This is a genomic window from Elongatibacter sediminis (assembly GCF_037892215.1).
Classification (GTDB): domain Bacteria; phylum Pseudomonadota; class Gammaproteobacteria; order Xanthomonadales; family SZUA-36; genus Elongatibacter; species Elongatibacter sediminis.
Genome location: NZ_JAZHOG010000017.1, coordinates 1 through 16,359 on the forward strand (window position 1 = coordinate 1; position 16,359 = coordinate 16,359).

Sequence of the window (16,359 nt, forward strand, 5' to 3'; positions counted from 1 at the left end):
TTAGAGCGGCACAGGCTACTTCACCTCGCCCGCTCTTCCCACATCAGTGGCGTTGCACTTCGGGGTTTAATCCAAGCATCGAGATGAGAAATTTTCCCTGAAAATCAGGGCTCTGCATCGTTCGGCATTGGCCCGACCCCCTGTCACTTGATCCTAAGTCCGTCATCCCGGACTTGATCCGGGATCCAGCGGTCCCTAAAACCATTGCTGTTCCCGGGTTCGGGCCCACCGAATACCACCCGCCGAAATCCGCTTGATTGACCTCACGGGATATCCCATTCACTGCCCCCGTGGAGCGAGCGAATCGGCGCAACACGGCGCGGCCGCTGCAATGTCTTCGTCGGGTGCCTTGCACACCGTGCCAGCCTCGCCCGTCGAGGGCACGATGACTTCAACGGCTTGGCCGGAGTTCCAACTGTGCCGAAAATCCGCATGGCGGTGAAGCCGCCCGGGAGTTCTGTAGGTCTCGATCCCGGCCTCGCACCGCAGACCTGCGTCCCGCATCCAGCAACTGGCGCACGCCGCCCGGGTCCAGGCCGGCAGGTCCGCTGAAAATCCGGCATCCCGCAGTTCGCCGGGCTCGCACAAGCGCGCACCTGCCGACTCGCAGTGGGCCCGGGCGTGCTCGAAATTCAGTGCCAGGGCTTCGGGCTGAACCGGGCTCACGCACGAAGGGGTTCCGGTCGCGTTTGTCGCGGGCTGCGCATCCTTCCAACCGAGTTCGTGACAGCTTTTGCGGCTCGTGCGCCGGCCGGGCGGATGTTCCAACAGTCTCAAGTCCCGGTTGTACATCACCGAGGACGAGGTCATCGTCGTCAGGTCCAGCAGCCGCAGCGCACGGTTATCGATATCCGTCACGATGGCCTGAGGTGGCTCGATTCCGGGGCGGAGCGTCAAGTAATGCGGCCGGCTGAACTCGATCTCCTCGCCCGCGCCGTCCAACCATCCTGAATCCCGGCCAATCATGCTGGCGGCGTTCACACAGCTTTGGCGCCCACGGGCGTCCACGCTGAGCCGCCAGACCACGGCGTCGTAGGACTTGGGGTTCGACGCCAGCACCAGAATGCTTCCTTCGTTCAACGGGTCGTCGATGGTGGCGCGAAGATTGGGCTTCAACTCCCTGAGCCCGGGGCAGCCAGCCGCCCGGAGGTCATAAGTCCCGATGCGGTCTCCGTTTTCCCGGATGCGCCAGACATACCGCTTGTGCATGCTGACCAGCAAATTGCCGTCCTGGCCCCAATTCAAACCGTAGGGTTTGTGCCGGTCCGGACTGATGATGGCCACCGCGTTGGGTGCCTCGCCGAACGAAGTACGATACACGGCCCGATCGTCCGATGACGCGATGTAAGCGTGATCGCCGCCCTCGGCCAGGATTACGATTCTTCCGTCTGTGAGTTCACCGTCTTCGGTGGCGATGACCAACCGCTCCACGGTCGCTTCGGAAAAATCGAGACTGCCCGTTTCACGAACGAGCTCGCCCGCCGGGCCGCGGAATCGAATGATGCGGAATTCAGGGCCCCCCGAGGACGCCAGCGCGAAATCGCAGGACGGGCAGGTCGCGACCCCGACGATCTTGAATCCATCGATGACCAGCCGCTCCACGGCGCGACTGCTGGCCAGATCCACGAGCGCCAGACCCGGCATGCTCTTGTCGGCGACCAGTACGTAACGCTCGGAGATCGGCCATGCCTGGACCGGGCCGGCGCCCCGGGCTTCCGCGTTCCCTGCGGGCACCAGAACCAGCAGTGCCAGAAAAAGAATGGAAAAAATGCATTTGTGCATCGATACTCCAACACATGTCCTGGTGATTTGTGTAATCTTGCCAACTCCGAATCGACCTTGCCCGGACAGCCGCGCAGTTTTCCGGATCGCCAATGCCCATGGACCCTGACCGCAGGACACCCATCCCGAATTCAGCGCAGAGCGGATCCGGCCCATCCAGGAAGACCGTGGAAGCCAGTCCTGAATCCAATGCAGTGAACCCGGACTCGAAAATCCGCGGGCGGGTGTTCTGTCTTGGCATGAACAAGACCGGCACGTCCACCTTGAAACGCTGCTTCAAAGAGCTGGGTTATCGGCCCATTGCCTCCCCGGGCACATACTCGCGCGCGGAAATTGCGCGCGTCAACCACTTCTACAAGTACAAGAACTACGAGGACATGCTCCAGCTGGCCGAGCGGTTCCAGGCATTCGAAGACCGGCCCTGGAACATGTGGCGCATGTACCGCGAACTGCATGAACGATTTCCCGACAGCCGCTTCATCCTGACCTTTCGCGAACCGGAATCGTGGTGGCGCTCCGTCGAGCAATGGATCACTGTCACGAAGCCGGAGTCGCTCGCCCGATACCAACTTCACCTGCGTGTTCTGCGGCCCGACCGGAACGCGTTCATCGACAGCTACCTGCGTTACAACGAGGAGGTGCGCAGCTATTTCGGAGACAGCGGAATCCTGCTGCCGCTGAACGTCGAAGCGGGCGCGGATTGGGCGCAACTGTGCGATTTTCTGGGCAAGCCGATACCCGAGGCCCCGTTTCCACATGCCAACCCACAGACGTATTCATGGCAGGATGCCGATCGCACCAAGAGAAAGTTCCGCCCGAAACATGCCATCATCTGCCAGCACTGTAAACACCCCACGATCTTCAACACAAGCGTGCCCGGAAGCCGGTCGGCGGCGAAGACCGGTAGCAAGGGCATCCGGCGGCTGAGTCCCGGAAACATTCGCCAGGAATGGCGCAAGCCGACAGTGCAGGACCTGCAACACTCACCGGTGGTGCGCCGGGCGATGTACGCGACACACCGCCTTCTGAACACTTTCAGGAGCCCAGCCGCGGCAGGTACCCGGCGACAGGGGGACAGGCCGCTTCCCGAGGATGAGTTGGGAATCGTCTCCTGTTTCTTCAATCCCACCGGCTCCCGGCGACGGTTACAGAACTTCAAGCAGTTTCTGGCGGCTGTAGATGCCACCGGTCTGCGTTGTGTCGTGGTGGAACTCGCGTTCGGCTCGAACCCTTTCGAGATCACAGATCGGGATGATTTGATCCAGGTGCGTTGCGATGACGTTCTTTGGCACAAGGAACGACTGATCAATCTGGGTATTGGCCGGCTGTTGTCGCAGGGCATGCGGAAAATCGCCTGGCTGGACGGCGACATCCTTTTTCAAGAGAAGAACTGGCCCATCGAAATCGCCCGCAGGCTGGATCACGCCCGGTTATGCCAAGTCTTCGAGAAGGTCAAAATCACGGCGGATGACCATGCACCACCGATGCTGGGGCCATCCTCCGTGAAGTACTTCCGCGACCATGGCCGCCTGCTTCCGCAACCGCCATTGAGGTCCACGCTGGCGCGCGGCATGCTGCTGGGCGGGCAGTCCGGATTTGGCTGGGCCGCGCGGGCCGAGGTTCTCGAGCAGTCGCCTCTGTTCGAACATGCTGTTGTCGGTGGCGGCGACAAGTTGATCCTCGCCGCGAGTTTCGCCGACCAACTGTCCGACCAGCATATGGAACGCTTGACGCAATCCAATTTTGCCTGCGAATCGTGTGGTTACCGCAACAGGTCATCGGCATATACCAAACATTATCTCCGTTGGGCCGAGCGCTGGAATGCGGCGGTGAACGGGTCGGTTGATTACGCGCGATTGACCATCAGTGATCTGTACCACGGCAAGCGTCAGGATCGCGCTTACATGACCCGCCACGACATCCTGTACCGCCATGAATTCGATCCCGCGGGAGATCTGGTCGAAAGCAGTGCAGGTTGCCTCCAGTGGGCGGACGGGAAGGGACTGCTGAGCCGGGAAGTCGAGGCCTATTTCCTGGCTCGGCGCGACGACGCCTGAGGTTGCACTGATGCCGTATACGAATGCTTTCGGTTTGATATTCGTCGCGATTCCGAAGACGGGCACGACCAGTGTTATTCATGCACTGAATACTGCCCTGCCGCAGAATCAGAAACTGACGCTGCTGAAGGAGCGCGTGAACCGGCGCTTTCGCGCCCGGCACGGCTTGAACGAGATCGGAGACAAGCGGCCCGGCCGGGCCAAACACCTCTCCGCCATTCAGATCAAATATGTCCTGGGTGATGCGGAGTTCGACCGATGTTTCAAGTTCACGCTGGTTCGCAACCCCTGGGCCAGAATGGTTTCCAGATACCGCTTCACTCATGTCGACTTCGAGCCCACCTGGCGCCAGAAACTGAAAAGACGTACGACGAGGAAATTTCACAACTTGGAATTCGAAGCCTGGCTCAACAGATGCTGGAAGCGCCACAAGAAAGGCAAACGCCTGGGCGGGCAGCTAAGGAAGTTGACGGATTTGAATGGCCGGGTTCTGGTCGACTTCGTGGGCCGGCTGGAACAGGCGCAGGACGCGCTGGATTACGTAAGCGAGCAGGTAGGGCTCGGCCGAATCGTCATGCCCCACATCAATGGCACCCGGCCGATACACTATGCTACTTATTACAATCAGACGACCCGGGACATGGTGTGGGAGATGTGCCAGGCCGACATCGAATACTTCAACTATCGATTCGAGGAACCGTCCGCTGGCGCAAATCCTGATCCGGTTTCAGAAGCGCGCTGACACTCCCTGCTACCCAGTACACCAGACCCAACGAAAGCAGTGTGAACAAGCCAGCAGCCCGCAGTGGTGAAAATTTCTGGGTCCGAACCGCCCTGCGGAACAGCATCAGCCGCTCGCCGGTGCTCAACGGCCGGGCTCGCACGATATGGTTGTACCTGCGGCGGCTTCGCCCGTAAATGTAGTTTTTCTTGTACAGTCTGCCCAGACTGTTTATTTCCAGATGTCGAATCTTTATTTCAGGGACGTAGAGAACCGAATCACAGTCGTATTTGTCCACCAGTTTCCTGATCAGAATCGTGTCCGATCCTCGTGACCTTTCGAGGAACGGGCCCAGATCCCCGAACACCTGTTTGCGAACAGCCATGTTGTTGGTATAGCCGTAAAAGAGCTCCTTGTCGCTGCCCGTGAAAACGTACCGGCTTTTTTCAAGTTCGTACGCGGCCATCGACGAAAGAGCCGTGGAATCACCGGCCGACTGGCGGCTTCCGATCACCACCAGGGCATCAGAGTTCGACATGGCCTGATCGATCTGCTGTAACCAGTCGGGCGCCGGAACGCAGTCGGCGTCCATGAAGGCGATGACATCACCCGTCGCTTCCCTCACGCCCCGATTTCGCGCGGCGTAAGAGCTTTGCTTCGCTTCAGAGATTACCTTGATCTCGGAAAATCGATTCGCAATTTCGCGTGATCCATCGTTTGAGTTATTGTCGACGAGAATGATTTCGACGCCCTCAGGCACATCAACCTGACACAACAGCCCCCGGATCGCATGCTCAATATGGCGAGCCTCGTTGTAAAACGGAACGATGACGGAAATCGACATTGCAATCAGGTCGGCTGATGAGGCATGAAGACAAGGATTCTATTCGAAGAGCACCTGCAGAATTCTAACAGCACCCCGGGCAGTGGGCAGTAGCATTCTGACCCCTTAATCGGCTCTGATCCCCAAATGTGCAAAAAAACGCCCCCGCTTATCGCAAAACGCCACCCAAACCACTAAGCGTCATCCCGCTAATTTGGGGTCAGAGTAAAGGGACAGAGTAAATCGTCATCCCGGACTTGATCCGGGATCCACCGGCTCCAGGCTCATGGATCCCGGCTTTCGCCGGGATGACGGCAGGCCCGATTCGCAGATTTGGGGTCACAGATTTGGGGTCAGAGTAAAGGGACAGAGTAAATCGTCATCCCGGACTTGATCCGGGATCCACCGGCTCCAGGATCATGGATCCCGGCTTTCGCCGGGATGACAGCCGGAGTTCACTGGCGCTTTGTTACGAATCCACCTTCCGGCTCTGTTTTGGCCCTTCTGGTCTGTCGCTTTATTCTGACCTCTTACTCTGATTCTTTATTCTGTCCCTTTGCTCTGTCCCTTTGCTCTGTCCCTTTGCTCTGTCCCTTTGCTCTGTCCCTTTGCTCTGTCCGTTTACTCTGTCCCTTTACTCTGACCCTTTACTCTGACCCCAAATTTCGCTCTGACTCCGTCACTCGTCGGGCCTTGGTGACGATTGGGTTAGGGTTCTTCGTCGTCATCATCGTCATCGTCGTCGTCATCGTCGTCGTCATCGTCGTCGTCCCCTTCGGCGAAAGGCGCCGCGCCGTGGTCGGCGAAGGCGCTATCCGCCGTGGCGGCCGCCCATACGGATGGGGTGAACGGCAGGATCAGGGCCAACAGGAGCAGAATGAGGATCGGCTTTTTCATTTCAGTATCTCCGGATATGCTTCGCGATATCGTTAATCAGAGCGGGCGCCGCAGTACCCAGGCGGCGAGGCCGGCCAGCAGTAGTGCCAACAGCCACCGACCCCGTTCCCCGAGAACCGGAATGCCTTCGTAGAAACGGGTGTTGACCAGGGTGCAGGCCGGCTCGTCGCCGGGGGCGACCGGTACGGCCGTGCAATTACTGGCGTCCGCTTCGGTGGTGTCGTCGACTGCGACTTCGTCGACGGTACAGGTGGTGCCGCCGTCCCAGTGCGGGTATACGGCGAACGTGTCGGTGGCGACCATGCCCGAGAACGACAGCCCGCCCTGATTCACCACGCCATCGACGTCGGCCTGGCTGGAACAGGTCCAGCTCGCGGTGGCGTCGGTCGGCTCGTTCGGCTGCGGGTTGTTGATCACCCACTCCTTGGTCACGGTGAAGGTGATCGGCTGCAGGGCGTTTTCGATCTCGCAGACAACCTCACCCGACTGGATGTCGTCGAACGAACAGGCCTCGCTGTTCGGTGCGCTCGCGGAGCCGGCGACCAGCGGCCCGAGCAGGGTCGCCGTGTAGGTCGGCAGGTAGCCCGGCACCGGTTCCTCGGTCACCACGCAGTCGAGTTCGCCCGAATCGAAGTCCTGGACGATGAATACCACCCCGTCGCCTGGCGCGATGACCTTGCTCTGCTCCAGCGGCAGCCCGGTGTTGCACGACAGGCGCACCGTGACCTCGCCGGGATTGCCGTCGTCGAACACCTTGTCGACGCGGACCTGCAGGTGCGGGCCGGTCAGAGCCTGGGCCGGCTCGTCAGGCGTCTCCTGGATCACAGACTCGCAATTCACCGGGCCCGCGGGGGGCGTGCCCAGCACCGGACTGAAGTTCACGGTGCCCTGCCCGCCGTTGTCACCGTCGATGATCGTGTCGCCGGTCCCGCCCGGGTTGTCCGGATGGTTCGGGCCGCTGGCCGCGCCCCACCAGTTGCCGGTCGCCGACGTCGTCCCCGCGAACAGATTCCGCAGGCCCGGCGCGTTGCCGGCGATGTTGGTGCCGCCCACGGTATAACTGCCGCCGGTCAGGTCCCGCAGGCAGATGCCATCGGCGGCGTTGTTATCGCTGACGCAGTCGGTGATCGCGAGATTGCCGTCGGTGCCCATCACGAAGATGCCGGCATCGGCGTTCTGACGCACGCAGGCGCGCCGGATCGTCGTCGAACTCTCGGCGTAGGTCTGGATGCCGTCATCGCCGTTCATCTCGACGATCACATCTTCGATCAGGGTGTTGAGGTTCCGGTTGGGTTGATCCTCATTGACCGCGCCCGTAGTGGCGTTCGTCTTGGCGGTGTCGATACCGTCGGCGGCATTGCCATTCGACTGGCAGCGCCGGATGGTCAGGCTGCCCGCCGCATTGACGTCGATGCCGTCATCGTCGGGGTTGTTGTCCGCCCGGCAGTCCTCGAGCAGGATGTCGCCGTCGACCCAGGTGATCAGTTCGATTCCGTCACCCGAACCCTCCGCGGCCTTATCGCTGGCCTCGACGACCTGCAGGGTGATGTCACCTCGCGCCTCGAATTCAATGTTGTCCCCGGAATCCCAACCGTTTCCGGTCGCGATGATATCGCGGGCGGTGATCGTCCAGGGCGCGTAGTTGGTGAACGGGCCCGGGTCGGACGTGGCGATTTCGATGCCGTCCTCCCCGTTGCCGGTCGCCTCGATCCGCTCGAGGGCGACGGCCTCACTGGCCCCCAACTCAAAGCCGTCGTCACCGTTGTCACGAGACGTGATATCCACCAGCGTGATGTATTCGAGCCAATCTTCAATGTCCGCCGGATCGTCGGCATCCTGGTCGGAGCTCTCGAGCTGAAATCCTTCGTCGAGATTACCGATCGCTTCGCAGCGCTGCATCAGTAGATGATGGAGATAGACTGCTTCATATGGCCCGACCCGTGCGGGTGACGGATCGGCGGGGTCGGGCCGGAACCATGAGTCCGGTGGATTGATCTGGTAGGCATCATCGGCATTGCCGTTCGCGCGGGCATCGGCGATTGTGACATCGCCGTCGGTGGTAGCTTCGAGAATGAAGCCACCGCCCGCGTTATCGCTGGATTCGGCGAAACGGATTACCGTGTCACGGACCACGCCGTAGAGGTCGATGAAGGCCTGGGCGTCACCGTTGAACCATGAGACTTCCCGGTGTGCGCGGGTCACGAAGCCTTTGCCGTCACCCTCGTCATCGCCGTTGCCGTTCGTGGTCACCTCGACCGCCTCGATCCGGTCGATCTCGCCGAAGTCGATCGTCGCGAGTTAGACGATCAGCAGACCCTGGTCCGGACCCGCGACCAGGGTGTAATTTGACCACGGCCGAATGCGGATGCCGTCATCCTCGTTCGAACCGGCGTCGACGTTCTGCAGGGAGATCGAACCATCGTGCAGTTCGATCAGGATGCCATCGCCGTCGCCACCACCGGCCGTGCCGTTGCCGTTGGCGGTTGAATTCGTGATCGTGACGTCACCGGTATCCACGGTGCGGATCTGAATGCCGTCGTTGCCGTTGGCGTCGGCGTGCACGCGGCGCAGTTCGATCGAGCCGCCGGATCGGATGTCGATGCCATCGAAGGTCGCGCCGGTTGCGGTCATGTCGGTGATCAGGATGTCGCCCGTGAGCCCTTCGATGTCGATCGCGTCGGTGCTGCCCGACGAGACGTTGATACCGTGAACAGCCAGGCTGAAGGGAAACGGGTCGACGCTGTTGAAAAAGGCCTCACCTGCAGCGGGGGATACCGTTACACCGCCCACGGTGGGCGACCCGCTGGCGTCGACTGCCTGAAGCGTGAGGTTGGCCTGGGCGCCGTCGGACGAGCCCATCAGGCTGATATCGACGCTCTCGTCCCAGGTGCCGGGGAATACGTAGACAGTGGATGTTCCGCCCCCGGCGTTGTTGACGGCCTCCTGGATCGTTCCGTAGCAGGGGGTCAGGCCGTTACAGCCACCGGTATCGGCGTAGACCGAGGTGGCGGCCTGGGCGGAAGGCGACAGCGGGAGAGTCAGGGTAAGTGCGAATATCGCTAGCGAGCCTCGGAATGAAGTCCAATCCATCATTGCCACGTCCCTCATTGTGTCTGCCCCATTCTAAACGTATTTTGCAATTTTGATCATACGGTTACGTACAGAAGCGACCGCCCCTGGCCCAAGCGGCATTCCAGACGATGCGAACGGGATATCGTCCTGACTGTCCGGCGGCAGAGTGAATTATCGGGGTCAGAATTATCGGAGCCTGAATTATCGGGGTCAGAGTAAAGGGACAGAGTAAACGGTCATCCCAAATTATCGGGGTCAGAGTAGAGGGACAGAGTAAACCGTCATCCCGGACTTGGTCCGGGATCCACAGGCTCCAAGAATATGGATCCCGGCTTTCGCCGGGATGACGGCTGACGTTCTCTGACTCTTTACTTCGATTCCACGCTCTGGCTCTGTACTTGGACCTTCTGGTCTGACCCTTTTCTCCGACCCTTTTCTCCGACCCTTTGCTTCGACCCTTTGCTTTGATTCTTTACTCTGTCCCTTTACTCTGTCCCTTTACTCTGTCCCTTTACTCCGACCCTTTACTCCGACCCTTTACTCTGTCCCTTTACTCTGACCCCATTACTCACTAAGCGTCATCCCGGACTTGATCCGGGATCCAACTGCCACGGGCCCTGAATTCACCGTTTCTCCATCTTTTTTCCTCAAACCCCTGCGATGCTCCAATCGCGCCGGACTCGTCAAGGTTCGGGTCCGGTGCGTCCGCAAACCACGCCGGGGATCAGCAGATTTCCACCTGCCGACAGCCTGGAAAACGCCGCTACTTCTGACGCCTGACGTCGAGGAGTGGCGGCCAAAACTCTGGAGTACGTAACATGAAGACCACCGTGTGCATTCTCGCCACAGCAACCCTGCTTTGTCTTACACCCCACGTTCTGGCCAACCCGCCCGGCCACCGCCCGCCGGTTGGTTACGTCGTCAACCGCCTGCCGGCCAAGCACGTTCGCGTCAAGGGCGGACGTCATTCGTATTTCTTCCACGATGGCCTGTTTTACGAGCGGCGGGGCAAATCCTATGTGGTCGTTCGTCCGGTCGTTGGAGTCCGCGTGGGCGTGCTGCCGGCTGGATACATCAGTTTTCGCATCGGGCCGGCCCGGTATTTTCACTTCGGGGGAACCTTCTACGTAAAAGACGGGGATGACTACGTCGTCGTGGACGCGCCGCCCGGTGCGGAGCAGTATGTTTCGAACCCTTCCGAGGATCTGATCATCTATCCGGCCGAGGGCCAGTCCGAGGAGCAGATTTCCCGCGACCGCTACGAGTGCCATCGCTGGGCTTTCGAGACCACGGGGTTCGACCCGTCGGCCCGCGATCCCGATTATGCGCTGAAGCCGGACTACAACCGGGCGATGTCGGCCTGCCTGGAGGCACGCGGATACGTTATTCGCTGAACCGGGACACGCTCATTCCTAAACGACAACCTGCTGCCGGAGCATCCCGCTCCGGTGAGCGGGTTTATTCGTGCCGCAACGCATCGATCGGGTTGAGCTGTGCCGCTCGCCGTGCCGGAAAGTAACCGAACACGGCTCCGATCAAGCCGGAAAAAACGAAGGCCAGCAGATTGATCGACCCGTCGAACGCATAGGGAACGCCCAGCAGCCGGGTCAGCGCCAGCGATCCGGCTGCGGCCAGGATGATTCCGACCAGGCCTCCGAGGCAGGAGAGCACCAGAGCTTCGGTCAGAAACTGCATCAGAACTTCCCGCTCGAGCGCGCCGATGGCGAGGCGCGTGCCGATTTCGCGGGTTCTTTCGGTCACCGACACCAGCATGATGTTCATGATGCCAATGCCGCCCACCAGCAGGCTCACGGCGGCAACGGCCCCGAGCAGCATGGTGAGAAGCCGGGTGGTACTGGTCAGCGTATCGGCAATCTGGCGCGTGTCCATGACCCGGAAGTCGTCGCTTTCAGCGGCGGAGATCTTGCGCCGTTCGCGCAACAGCAAAGTGATCTGGTCCTGGGTGTCGCTGATGACTCCGCTGGCGCTGACCGATACCATGATCCGGCCGATGTCCTGGTTACCGGCCAGGCGTCGCTGCACGGTACGCAACGGCATGATGATGGTGTCGTCCTGGTCGGTTCCCATGGCCGACTGGCCCTTGGCTCCGAGCACGCCGATCACCTCACAGGCAAATTGCCGGATGCGGAGGTCCGCGCCCAGCGGGTTTTCGGTCCCGAACAGATTCTCGCGAACCGTCTGGCCGATGACACAGACAGCGCGGCCCGACTGCAGTTCGGAGCTATTGAAGGTGCGGCCTGACTCGAGGGTCCAGTTGCCCGCCTCGAAGTAATCGTTGTCGGTGCCGGTGACGGCTGTCGACCAGTTGTTGGCCAGGTAGACAGCCGTTGCACCGGTATTCACCACCGGTGCAACGTATTGAGCGCCCGAAATCTGCTCACGAATGGCTTCGACGTCGTCCATCTGGAAATTGGGTGCCGCATCGGACCCCGGCCCGAAGCGCTGGCCAGGCATGATCATCAGCAGGTTGCTGCCCATGCTGGAAATCTGGTCCGTGACCGACTGCGTGGCACCGTTGCCGACCGTAACCATGGTGATCACCGCGGCGACGCCAATGACGATGCCGAGCACGGTGAGGAATGAGCGCAGAACGTTTCTTCGGATGGCGCGAAAAGCCAGCAGCAAGGTATTCCACCACATCTATGCGGCCTCCCTGTCGGATGGCGACGCCGCGATCCGCCCGTCGACGAATCGCACCACCCGGCGCGCGTATTCCGCCATGTCCGGCTCGTGGGTCACCATCAGCACCGTGATGCCCTGCTCGTGATTCAGGCGACTGATGAGTTCCATGATTTCCAGACTGGTGGTCGAGTCGAGATTGCCAGTGGGTTCATCAGCCAGCAGCACCATGGGATTGGTAACGATGGCGCGGGCGATGGCGACCCGCTGCTGCTGTCCGCCAGACAGTTCCGCCGATGTGTGGCTTTCCCAGCCTTCCAGCCCGACTTGCTGTAACGCCTTGCGCGCGGCGGCGTGCCGTTCTTCCGTGGCGTAACCCCGATAGAGCAGCGGCAGTTCGACATTTTCCAGCGCGCTGGTACGTGCCAGCAGATTGAATCCCTGAAAAACGAAGCCTAGGAAATGGCGGCGCAGCAAGGCCCGCTGGTCCCGCGACAGGGTTTCCACCGGTACGCCCTGAAAGCGGTAATTGCCGCTGGTCGGTGTGTCGAGACAGCCCAGGATATTCATCGCGGTCGACTTGCCCGACCCGCTCGGTCCCATCACGGCGACGAAATCGCCCGCCTCGATCGTCAGGTCGATGCCCTTGAGTGCTTCAAACGCCGCCGGCCCGGTCCCGTAGGTCTTGGTGACGCCGCGCAGGGCGATCAGTGGATCCGCTGCGTTGTTCATGATTCCGCCACGCCGGTGATGACGAGGTCGCCTGCCTTCAGCGCACCGCTGACGACTTCGGTCAGCCGGCCATCGGAGGCGCCGAGTTCCACCGGCACGGGCCGGGGTTGTCCGTCCTCCAGTAGCCAGACCCGTGAGCCAGAACGGGTTTCCGACCCGGACGCCGGGTTGCTATTGCGACCGCGCGGAGGGCGGGGCATCAGTGCGCTGAGCAGGCCGCCATTGGTGGGTGCGTCTTCGGTGTTGGCGCGGGGTGTGAACCGCAGCGCGGCATTGGGCACCAGCAAGACATCGTCGCGCGAAAGGGTGGTGATCACCGCGGTGCCGGTCATGCCGGGGCGCAGGTTGAGGTCCGAGTTGTTCACTTTGAGAATGGCTGGATAGGAAATCACGCCATCGCTGTCCGTGGCGTTGTAGCCGACCCGGGTAATCACGGCTTCGAAGCGGCGGTCGGGCCAGGCATCCACCGTGAATTCCGCGTTCAATCCTGCGCGTACCTGGCCGACGTCCGCTTCGTCGATGTCGACCTGCAACTCCATTTCGGACAGGTCTTCGGCCAGGGAAAACAGGGTGACCGCCTGCAGGGACGCGGCCACGGCCTGGCCGGGGTCGACGGCCCGTTCGAGCACGATACCGTCGATGGGCGACCGGATGCTGCCCTTGCTCAGAATCACTTCTTCGCTGTGCAGCACGGCCCGGGCCTGCTCGACGCTGGCCTGGGCGTTGGCCAGGTTCGCTTCGGCGCGTGCCTGGTTGGCCTCGGCGGTTTCCATTTCCAGGCGCGACGGTACCTTGTTGTCCGACAGCCGGGCCACTTCGCGAAAACGCTCCAATTGCGCCGTAGTCTCCAGCACGGTTGCTTCAGCCTGTTTCACGTTCGCTTCGGCCACCGCCAGGGCAGCCTGCGAACGGGCCACGCTGTCTTCCAGCGTGGACAGGTCCAACTCCGCCAGCACTTGTCCCTGCGTGACGCGGTCATCGTCGTCGACGAACACCTTGCGCACGGTGCCCGAGAGTTCGCTGCCCACATCGACCTGGTTGGTGGGTTCGAGATTGCCGGTCGCGGTGATGGATACCTGCAGTGAGTCACGGGTTGCCGCTGTAGTCAGAAAGCGTGAGGTGCCGTTTTCGCCGCGCCCGCCCATCAGCAGTACTGCGGCCACGGCCAGCACCACCAAGACGGGGATAATCCAGCGCAGACTGGAGATGCCCCGGCGCTGCCGTGGCTGGGACAGAATGTCGGCCAGTGAACTGGAGGGGTCCGCCGTCTCTCGTGGCGCGGATCCGGTGGTGTGGTTTGCGTCATTCATCAGGATTTTCCGGGTGAGGTTTCGGTTGCGTTGGAAGACCAGCCACCGCCCAGGGCTTTGAACAACTGGGTGTGGGCCACGGCGAGTTCGCCTTCGCTGCTGGCGAGCTGGTCTTCGAGTCCCTGTACCGTGCGCTGGCTGTCCAGTACGCTGAGAAAGTCGATCAGGCCCACCCGGTAGCGGTATTCGGCCAATTCCAGCGAGCGCCGTGCCGTGTCGGTTGCGCGGCTGAGCCGGACTTGACGTTCCCGGGTCTGGGCTACCGAGGTCAGGGCGTTTTCCACATCTTCCAGGGCGGTGAGCACGGCTGAGCGGTACGCGAGCAACGCCTGTTCGAGTCGCGCGTCCTCGATATCGATGGCGGCGTCGATGCGGCCTGAATCGAACACCGGCGCGGTGATGGCGCCGAGCAGGGACCACGCGCGGGTCCCGCCGGGTTCGAGCGCGGATAGAGTCAGGGCTTCCAGGCCGATCGAGCCGGACAGCCGCAGCGAGGGATAGCGCGCTGCCTGCGCCTGGACCAGGCGAGCGGTCTGGGCCGCCAGTCGCCGTTCCGCGGTGCGGACATCGGGGCGTTGGCTCAGGGTTTCGGCCGGAATTCCCACGGTGATGTCTTCAGCCAGGCGCGGAACCTGCCCGGCAGTGCCGAGAAGTTCATTCAGAGTGCCGGGGTTGCGGTTGAGCAGAACCGTCAGGCGGTTGCGGGCGGCAACCGCTGCGGTTTCCAGCGGCGGAAGCCCGGCGAGGGTAGTCTCCAGACTGGTCAGTGCCTGCGCTTCTTCGAGTTCCGATGCGAGGCCGGCCTGATGCCGCCACTGCGTGAGCTGGAAGGTCTCCTCTTGAGCGGCGAGGTTGGCCTGCGCGACCGCCAGGCGGCGCTCCGCGGTGCGCAGGTCGATGTAGTTCAAGGCCACTTCGGCCGCTAATGAAATCCGGACCTCGGCCAGGCTGGCCACACTCGCGCCGACGTCCGCGTCGGCTGCTTCCACCCCGCGCCTCTGGCCTCCGAAGACATCGGCTTCCCAACTGGCATCGAGGCCCAGGGAGTAATTCCTGTTGCTGAAATCCGTACCGTCGTCGTAGTTGGTGTCCGAGCGGCTGGCCGAGCCGGTGAAGTCAACGGCCGGCCCCAACTGGGCTGCCGTCAGGGCACGCTGCGCCCGTGCCTCGCGCAGGCTGGCACGCGCGGTGGCCAGGTCCGTGTTCGAAGTCAGCGCTTCGCTCACCAGCGCTTCCAGAACGGGATCCTCGAATTGGCGCCACCATTCGGTCAGGGCGCTGCCATCATTCGCCGAATCGCTATTGTGAGGCGCCTGCCATTCAGCGGGAGCCTGCGGTTCGGGCGGCTGATAGTCAGGCCCGACGGTGACGCAGCCATGCAGAACCACGGCGGCGAGGACGCCCACCGCCATGCGGAGTCGTGGTCGCGCGCAGCACACGGGATTTTCAATACGGCAGGGGATACGCATATCGCTCTCCAGCCGCGGCGCACAAAGAGGCCGGCGGCACATTTTCCTTCTGTCTGGTGTGGTCAAAACTGGCCGCCGAATTCGGCGTTCGAGACTTTATAGCGGGAAAACGTGTAGCGAATGTGTTCAAAGCATGAAGCCACCCCGAAAATCGGGGCAAGAAAATTTGGGGTCAGAGTAAAGGGACAGAGTAAAACGTCATCCCGGACTTGATGCGGGATCCAGCGGCTCCAGGGATATGGATCCCGGCTTTCGCCGGGATGACGGCAGGATTGATTCGGAAATTTGGGCTCAGAGTAAAGGGACAGAGTAAAACGTCATCCCGGACTTGATCCGGGATCCAGCGGCTCCAGGGATATGGATCCCGGCTTTCGCCGGGATGACGGCAGGATTGATTCGGGAATTTGGGGTCAGAGTAAAGGGACAGAGTAAAACGTCATCCCGGACTTGATCCGGGATGCAGCGGCTCCAGGGATATGGATCCCGGCTTTCGCCGGGATGACGGCAGGGGTGAATTGGAAGTTTGGATCAAATCAACCCGTCATCCCGGACTTGATCCGGGATCCAAACGCCCCGGAGAACCGGACCGCCTCTGCAGCCTGTGGTTTTTGCTCCGGGTCCGTACAATCGGTACGCGATGTGTGGCACCGTGGATTGAGCGCTGGGCGATGCCGCGAAGGCAATCCCGTTCTTGGAAAAAATTGACAAAGATGGCAATTGGCGCTTACCCTGCCAGGGCCGAGAAGACGAAGATCGGAACAACGTTTAATTCGATTGAACCCGGCCCTCGGCCACACCGGACCTCTCCATTACCATGGGATTTCTGTGCTAAGGGAAGAAGTCCGCACCGAGAATA

At 61.4% G+C, this 16,359-nt stretch carries 12 protein-coding genes; 3 read left to right on the top strand and 9 right to left on the bottom strand.

From position 1 onward, the window contains the following. Positions 1 to 279 precede the first annotated feature (279 nt). A complete protein-coding gene (locus tag V3330_RS18725) occupies positions 280 to 1,782 on the bottom strand; it encodes a hypothetical protein (protein WP_354696988.1) in 1,503 nt (500 codons plus the stop codon). Between the two features lie 98 nt (positions 1,783 to 1,880). Here V3330_RS18725 and V3330_RS18730 point away from each other — a divergent pair, with 98 nt between their 5' ends. Together V3330_RS18730 and V3330_RS18735 are read left to right on the top strand one after the other, a co-directional pair. After that, entirely contained in the window at positions 1,881 to 3,839 is a 1,959-nt protein-coding gene (locus tag V3330_RS18730) for a sulfotransferase family protein (protein ID WP_354696989.1), read from the top strand. 34 nt (positions 3,840 to 3,873) lie between these two features. Next, positions 3,874 to 4,581 (top strand): sulfotransferase family 2 domain-containing protein, encoded by a 708-nt coding sequence (locus V3330_RS18735; RefSeq protein WP_354696990.1) that lies wholly within the window; start codon positions 3,874 to 3,876, stop codon positions 4,579 to 4,581. On the opposite strand, the gene V3330_RS18740 is transcribed toward V3330_RS18735, so the two are convergent. The 4 genes from V3330_RS18740 to V3330_RS18755 all read right to left on the bottom strand — a co-directional run bounded on the left by V3330_RS18740 (position 4,517) and on the right by V3330_RS18755 (position 9,373). Next, the gene (locus V3330_RS18740) at positions 4,517 to 5,404 is read right to left on the bottom strand and encodes a glycosyltransferase family 2 protein (protein WP_354696991.1); all 888 of its coding nucleotides are present in this window, start codon (positions 5,402 to 5,404) and stop codon (positions 4,517 to 4,519) included. The genes V3330_RS18735 and V3330_RS18740 overlap by 65 nt on opposite strands. Before the next feature lie 687 nt (positions 5,405 to 6,091). Continuing rightward, complete coding sequence (locus V3330_RS18745) at positions 6,092 to 6,280, bottom strand: hypothetical protein (RefSeq protein WP_354696992.1); 189 nt, start codon at positions 6,278 to 6,280, stop codon at positions 6,092 to 6,094. 36 nt (positions 6,281 to 6,316) lie between these two features. Next, positions 6,317 to 8,530, bottom strand: a complete 2,214-nt coding sequence (locus V3330_RS18750; protein ID WP_354696993.1) for a right-handed parallel beta-helix repeat-containing protein — start codon at positions 8,528 to 8,530, stop codon at positions 6,317 to 6,319. Between the two features lie 48 nt (positions 8,531 to 8,578). Continuing rightward, entirely contained in the window at positions 8,579 to 9,373 is a 795-nt protein-coding gene (locus V3330_RS18755) for a right-handed parallel beta-helix repeat-containing protein (protein ID WP_354696994.1), read from the bottom strand. 797 nt (positions 9,374 to 10,170) lie between these two features. Here V3330_RS18755 and V3330_RS18760 point away from each other — a divergent pair. Continuing rightward, a complete protein-coding gene (locus tag V3330_RS18760; RefSeq protein WP_354696995.1) occupies positions 10,171 to 10,746 on the top strand; it encodes a DUF6515 family protein in 576 nt (191 codons plus the stop codon). 64 nt (positions 10,747 to 10,810) lie between these two features. Here V3330_RS18760 and V3330_RS18765 read toward each other — a convergent pair whose 3' ends face one another. The 4 genes from V3330_RS18765 to V3330_RS18780 are packed head-to-tail and all read right to left on the bottom strand — an operon-like array spanning position 10,811 to position 15,446. Next, positions 10,811 to 12,013, bottom strand: coding sequence for an ABC transporter permease (locus V3330_RS18765; RefSeq protein ID WP_354696996.1), 1,203 nt, complete (start codon positions 12,011 to 12,013; stop codon positions 10,811 to 10,813). After that, a complete protein-coding gene (locus tag V3330_RS18770; RefSeq protein ID WP_354696997.1) occupies positions 12,014 to 12,724 on the bottom strand; it encodes an ABC transporter ATP-binding protein in 711 nt (236 codons plus the stop codon). It abuts the gene before it with no gap. Next, positions 12,721 to 14,034: an efflux RND transporter periplasmic adaptor subunit gene (locus V3330_RS18775; protein WP_354696998.1), complete on the bottom strand. Its 1,314-nt coding sequence runs from the start codon at positions 14,032 to 14,034 to the stop codon at positions 12,721 to 12,723. The genes V3330_RS18770 and V3330_RS18775 overlap by 4 nt, the downstream gene beginning before the upstream one ends. Beyond that, positions 14,034 to 15,446 carry an efflux transporter outer membrane subunit gene (locus V3330_RS18780; protein ID WP_354696999.1) on the bottom strand — a complete coding sequence of 471 codons (1,413 nt, stop codon included), beginning with the start codon at positions 15,444 to 15,446 and terminating at the stop codon, positions 14,034 to 14,036. Before V3330_RS18780 ends, V3330_RS18775 begins: the two co-directional genes overlap by 1 nt. Positions 15,447 to 16,359: the final 913 nt, after the last annotated feature.

Excerpts from the sequence above, each read along its gene's own strand:
- V3330_RS18725 (WP_354696988.1), bottom strand. The coding sequence starts at position 1,782 with ATGCACAAATGCATTTTTTCCATTCTTTTTCTGGCACTGCTGGTTCTG.
- V3330_RS18730 (WP_354696989.1), top strand. The coding sequence starts at position 1,881 with ATGGACCCTGACCGCAGGACACCCATCCCGAATTCAGCGCAGAGCGGA.
- V3330_RS18740 (WP_354696991.1), bottom strand. The coding sequence starts at position 5,404 with ATGTCGATTTCCGTCATCGTTCCGTTTTACAACGAGGCTCGCCATATT.
- V3330_RS18745 (WP_354696992.1), bottom strand. The coding sequence starts at position 6,280 with ATGAAAAAGCCGATCCTCATTCTGCTCCTGTTGGCCCTGATCCTGCCG.
- V3330_RS18755 (WP_354696994.1), bottom strand. The coding sequence starts at position 9,373 with ATGATGGATTGGACTTCATTCCGAGGCTCGCTAGCGATATTCGCACTT.
- V3330_RS18760 (WP_354696995.1), top strand. The coding sequence starts at position 10,171 with ATGAAGACCACCGTGTGCATTCTCGCCACAGCAACCCTGCTTTGTCTT.
- V3330_RS18765 (WP_354696996.1), bottom strand. The coding sequence starts at position 12,013 with ATGTGGTGGAATACCTTGCTGCTGGCTTTTCGCGCCATCCGAAGAAAC.
- V3330_RS18770 (WP_354696997.1), bottom strand. The coding sequence starts at position 12,724 with ATGAACAACGCAGCGGATCCACTGATCGCCCTGCGCGGCGTCACCAAG.
- V3330_RS18775 (WP_354696998.1), bottom strand. The coding sequence starts at position 14,034 with ATGAATGACGCAAACCACACCACCGGATCCGCGCCACGAGAGACGGCG.
- V3330_RS18780 (WP_354696999.1), bottom strand. The coding sequence starts at position 15,446 with ATGGCGGTGGGCGTCCTCGCCGCCGTGGTTCTGCATGGCTGCGTCACC.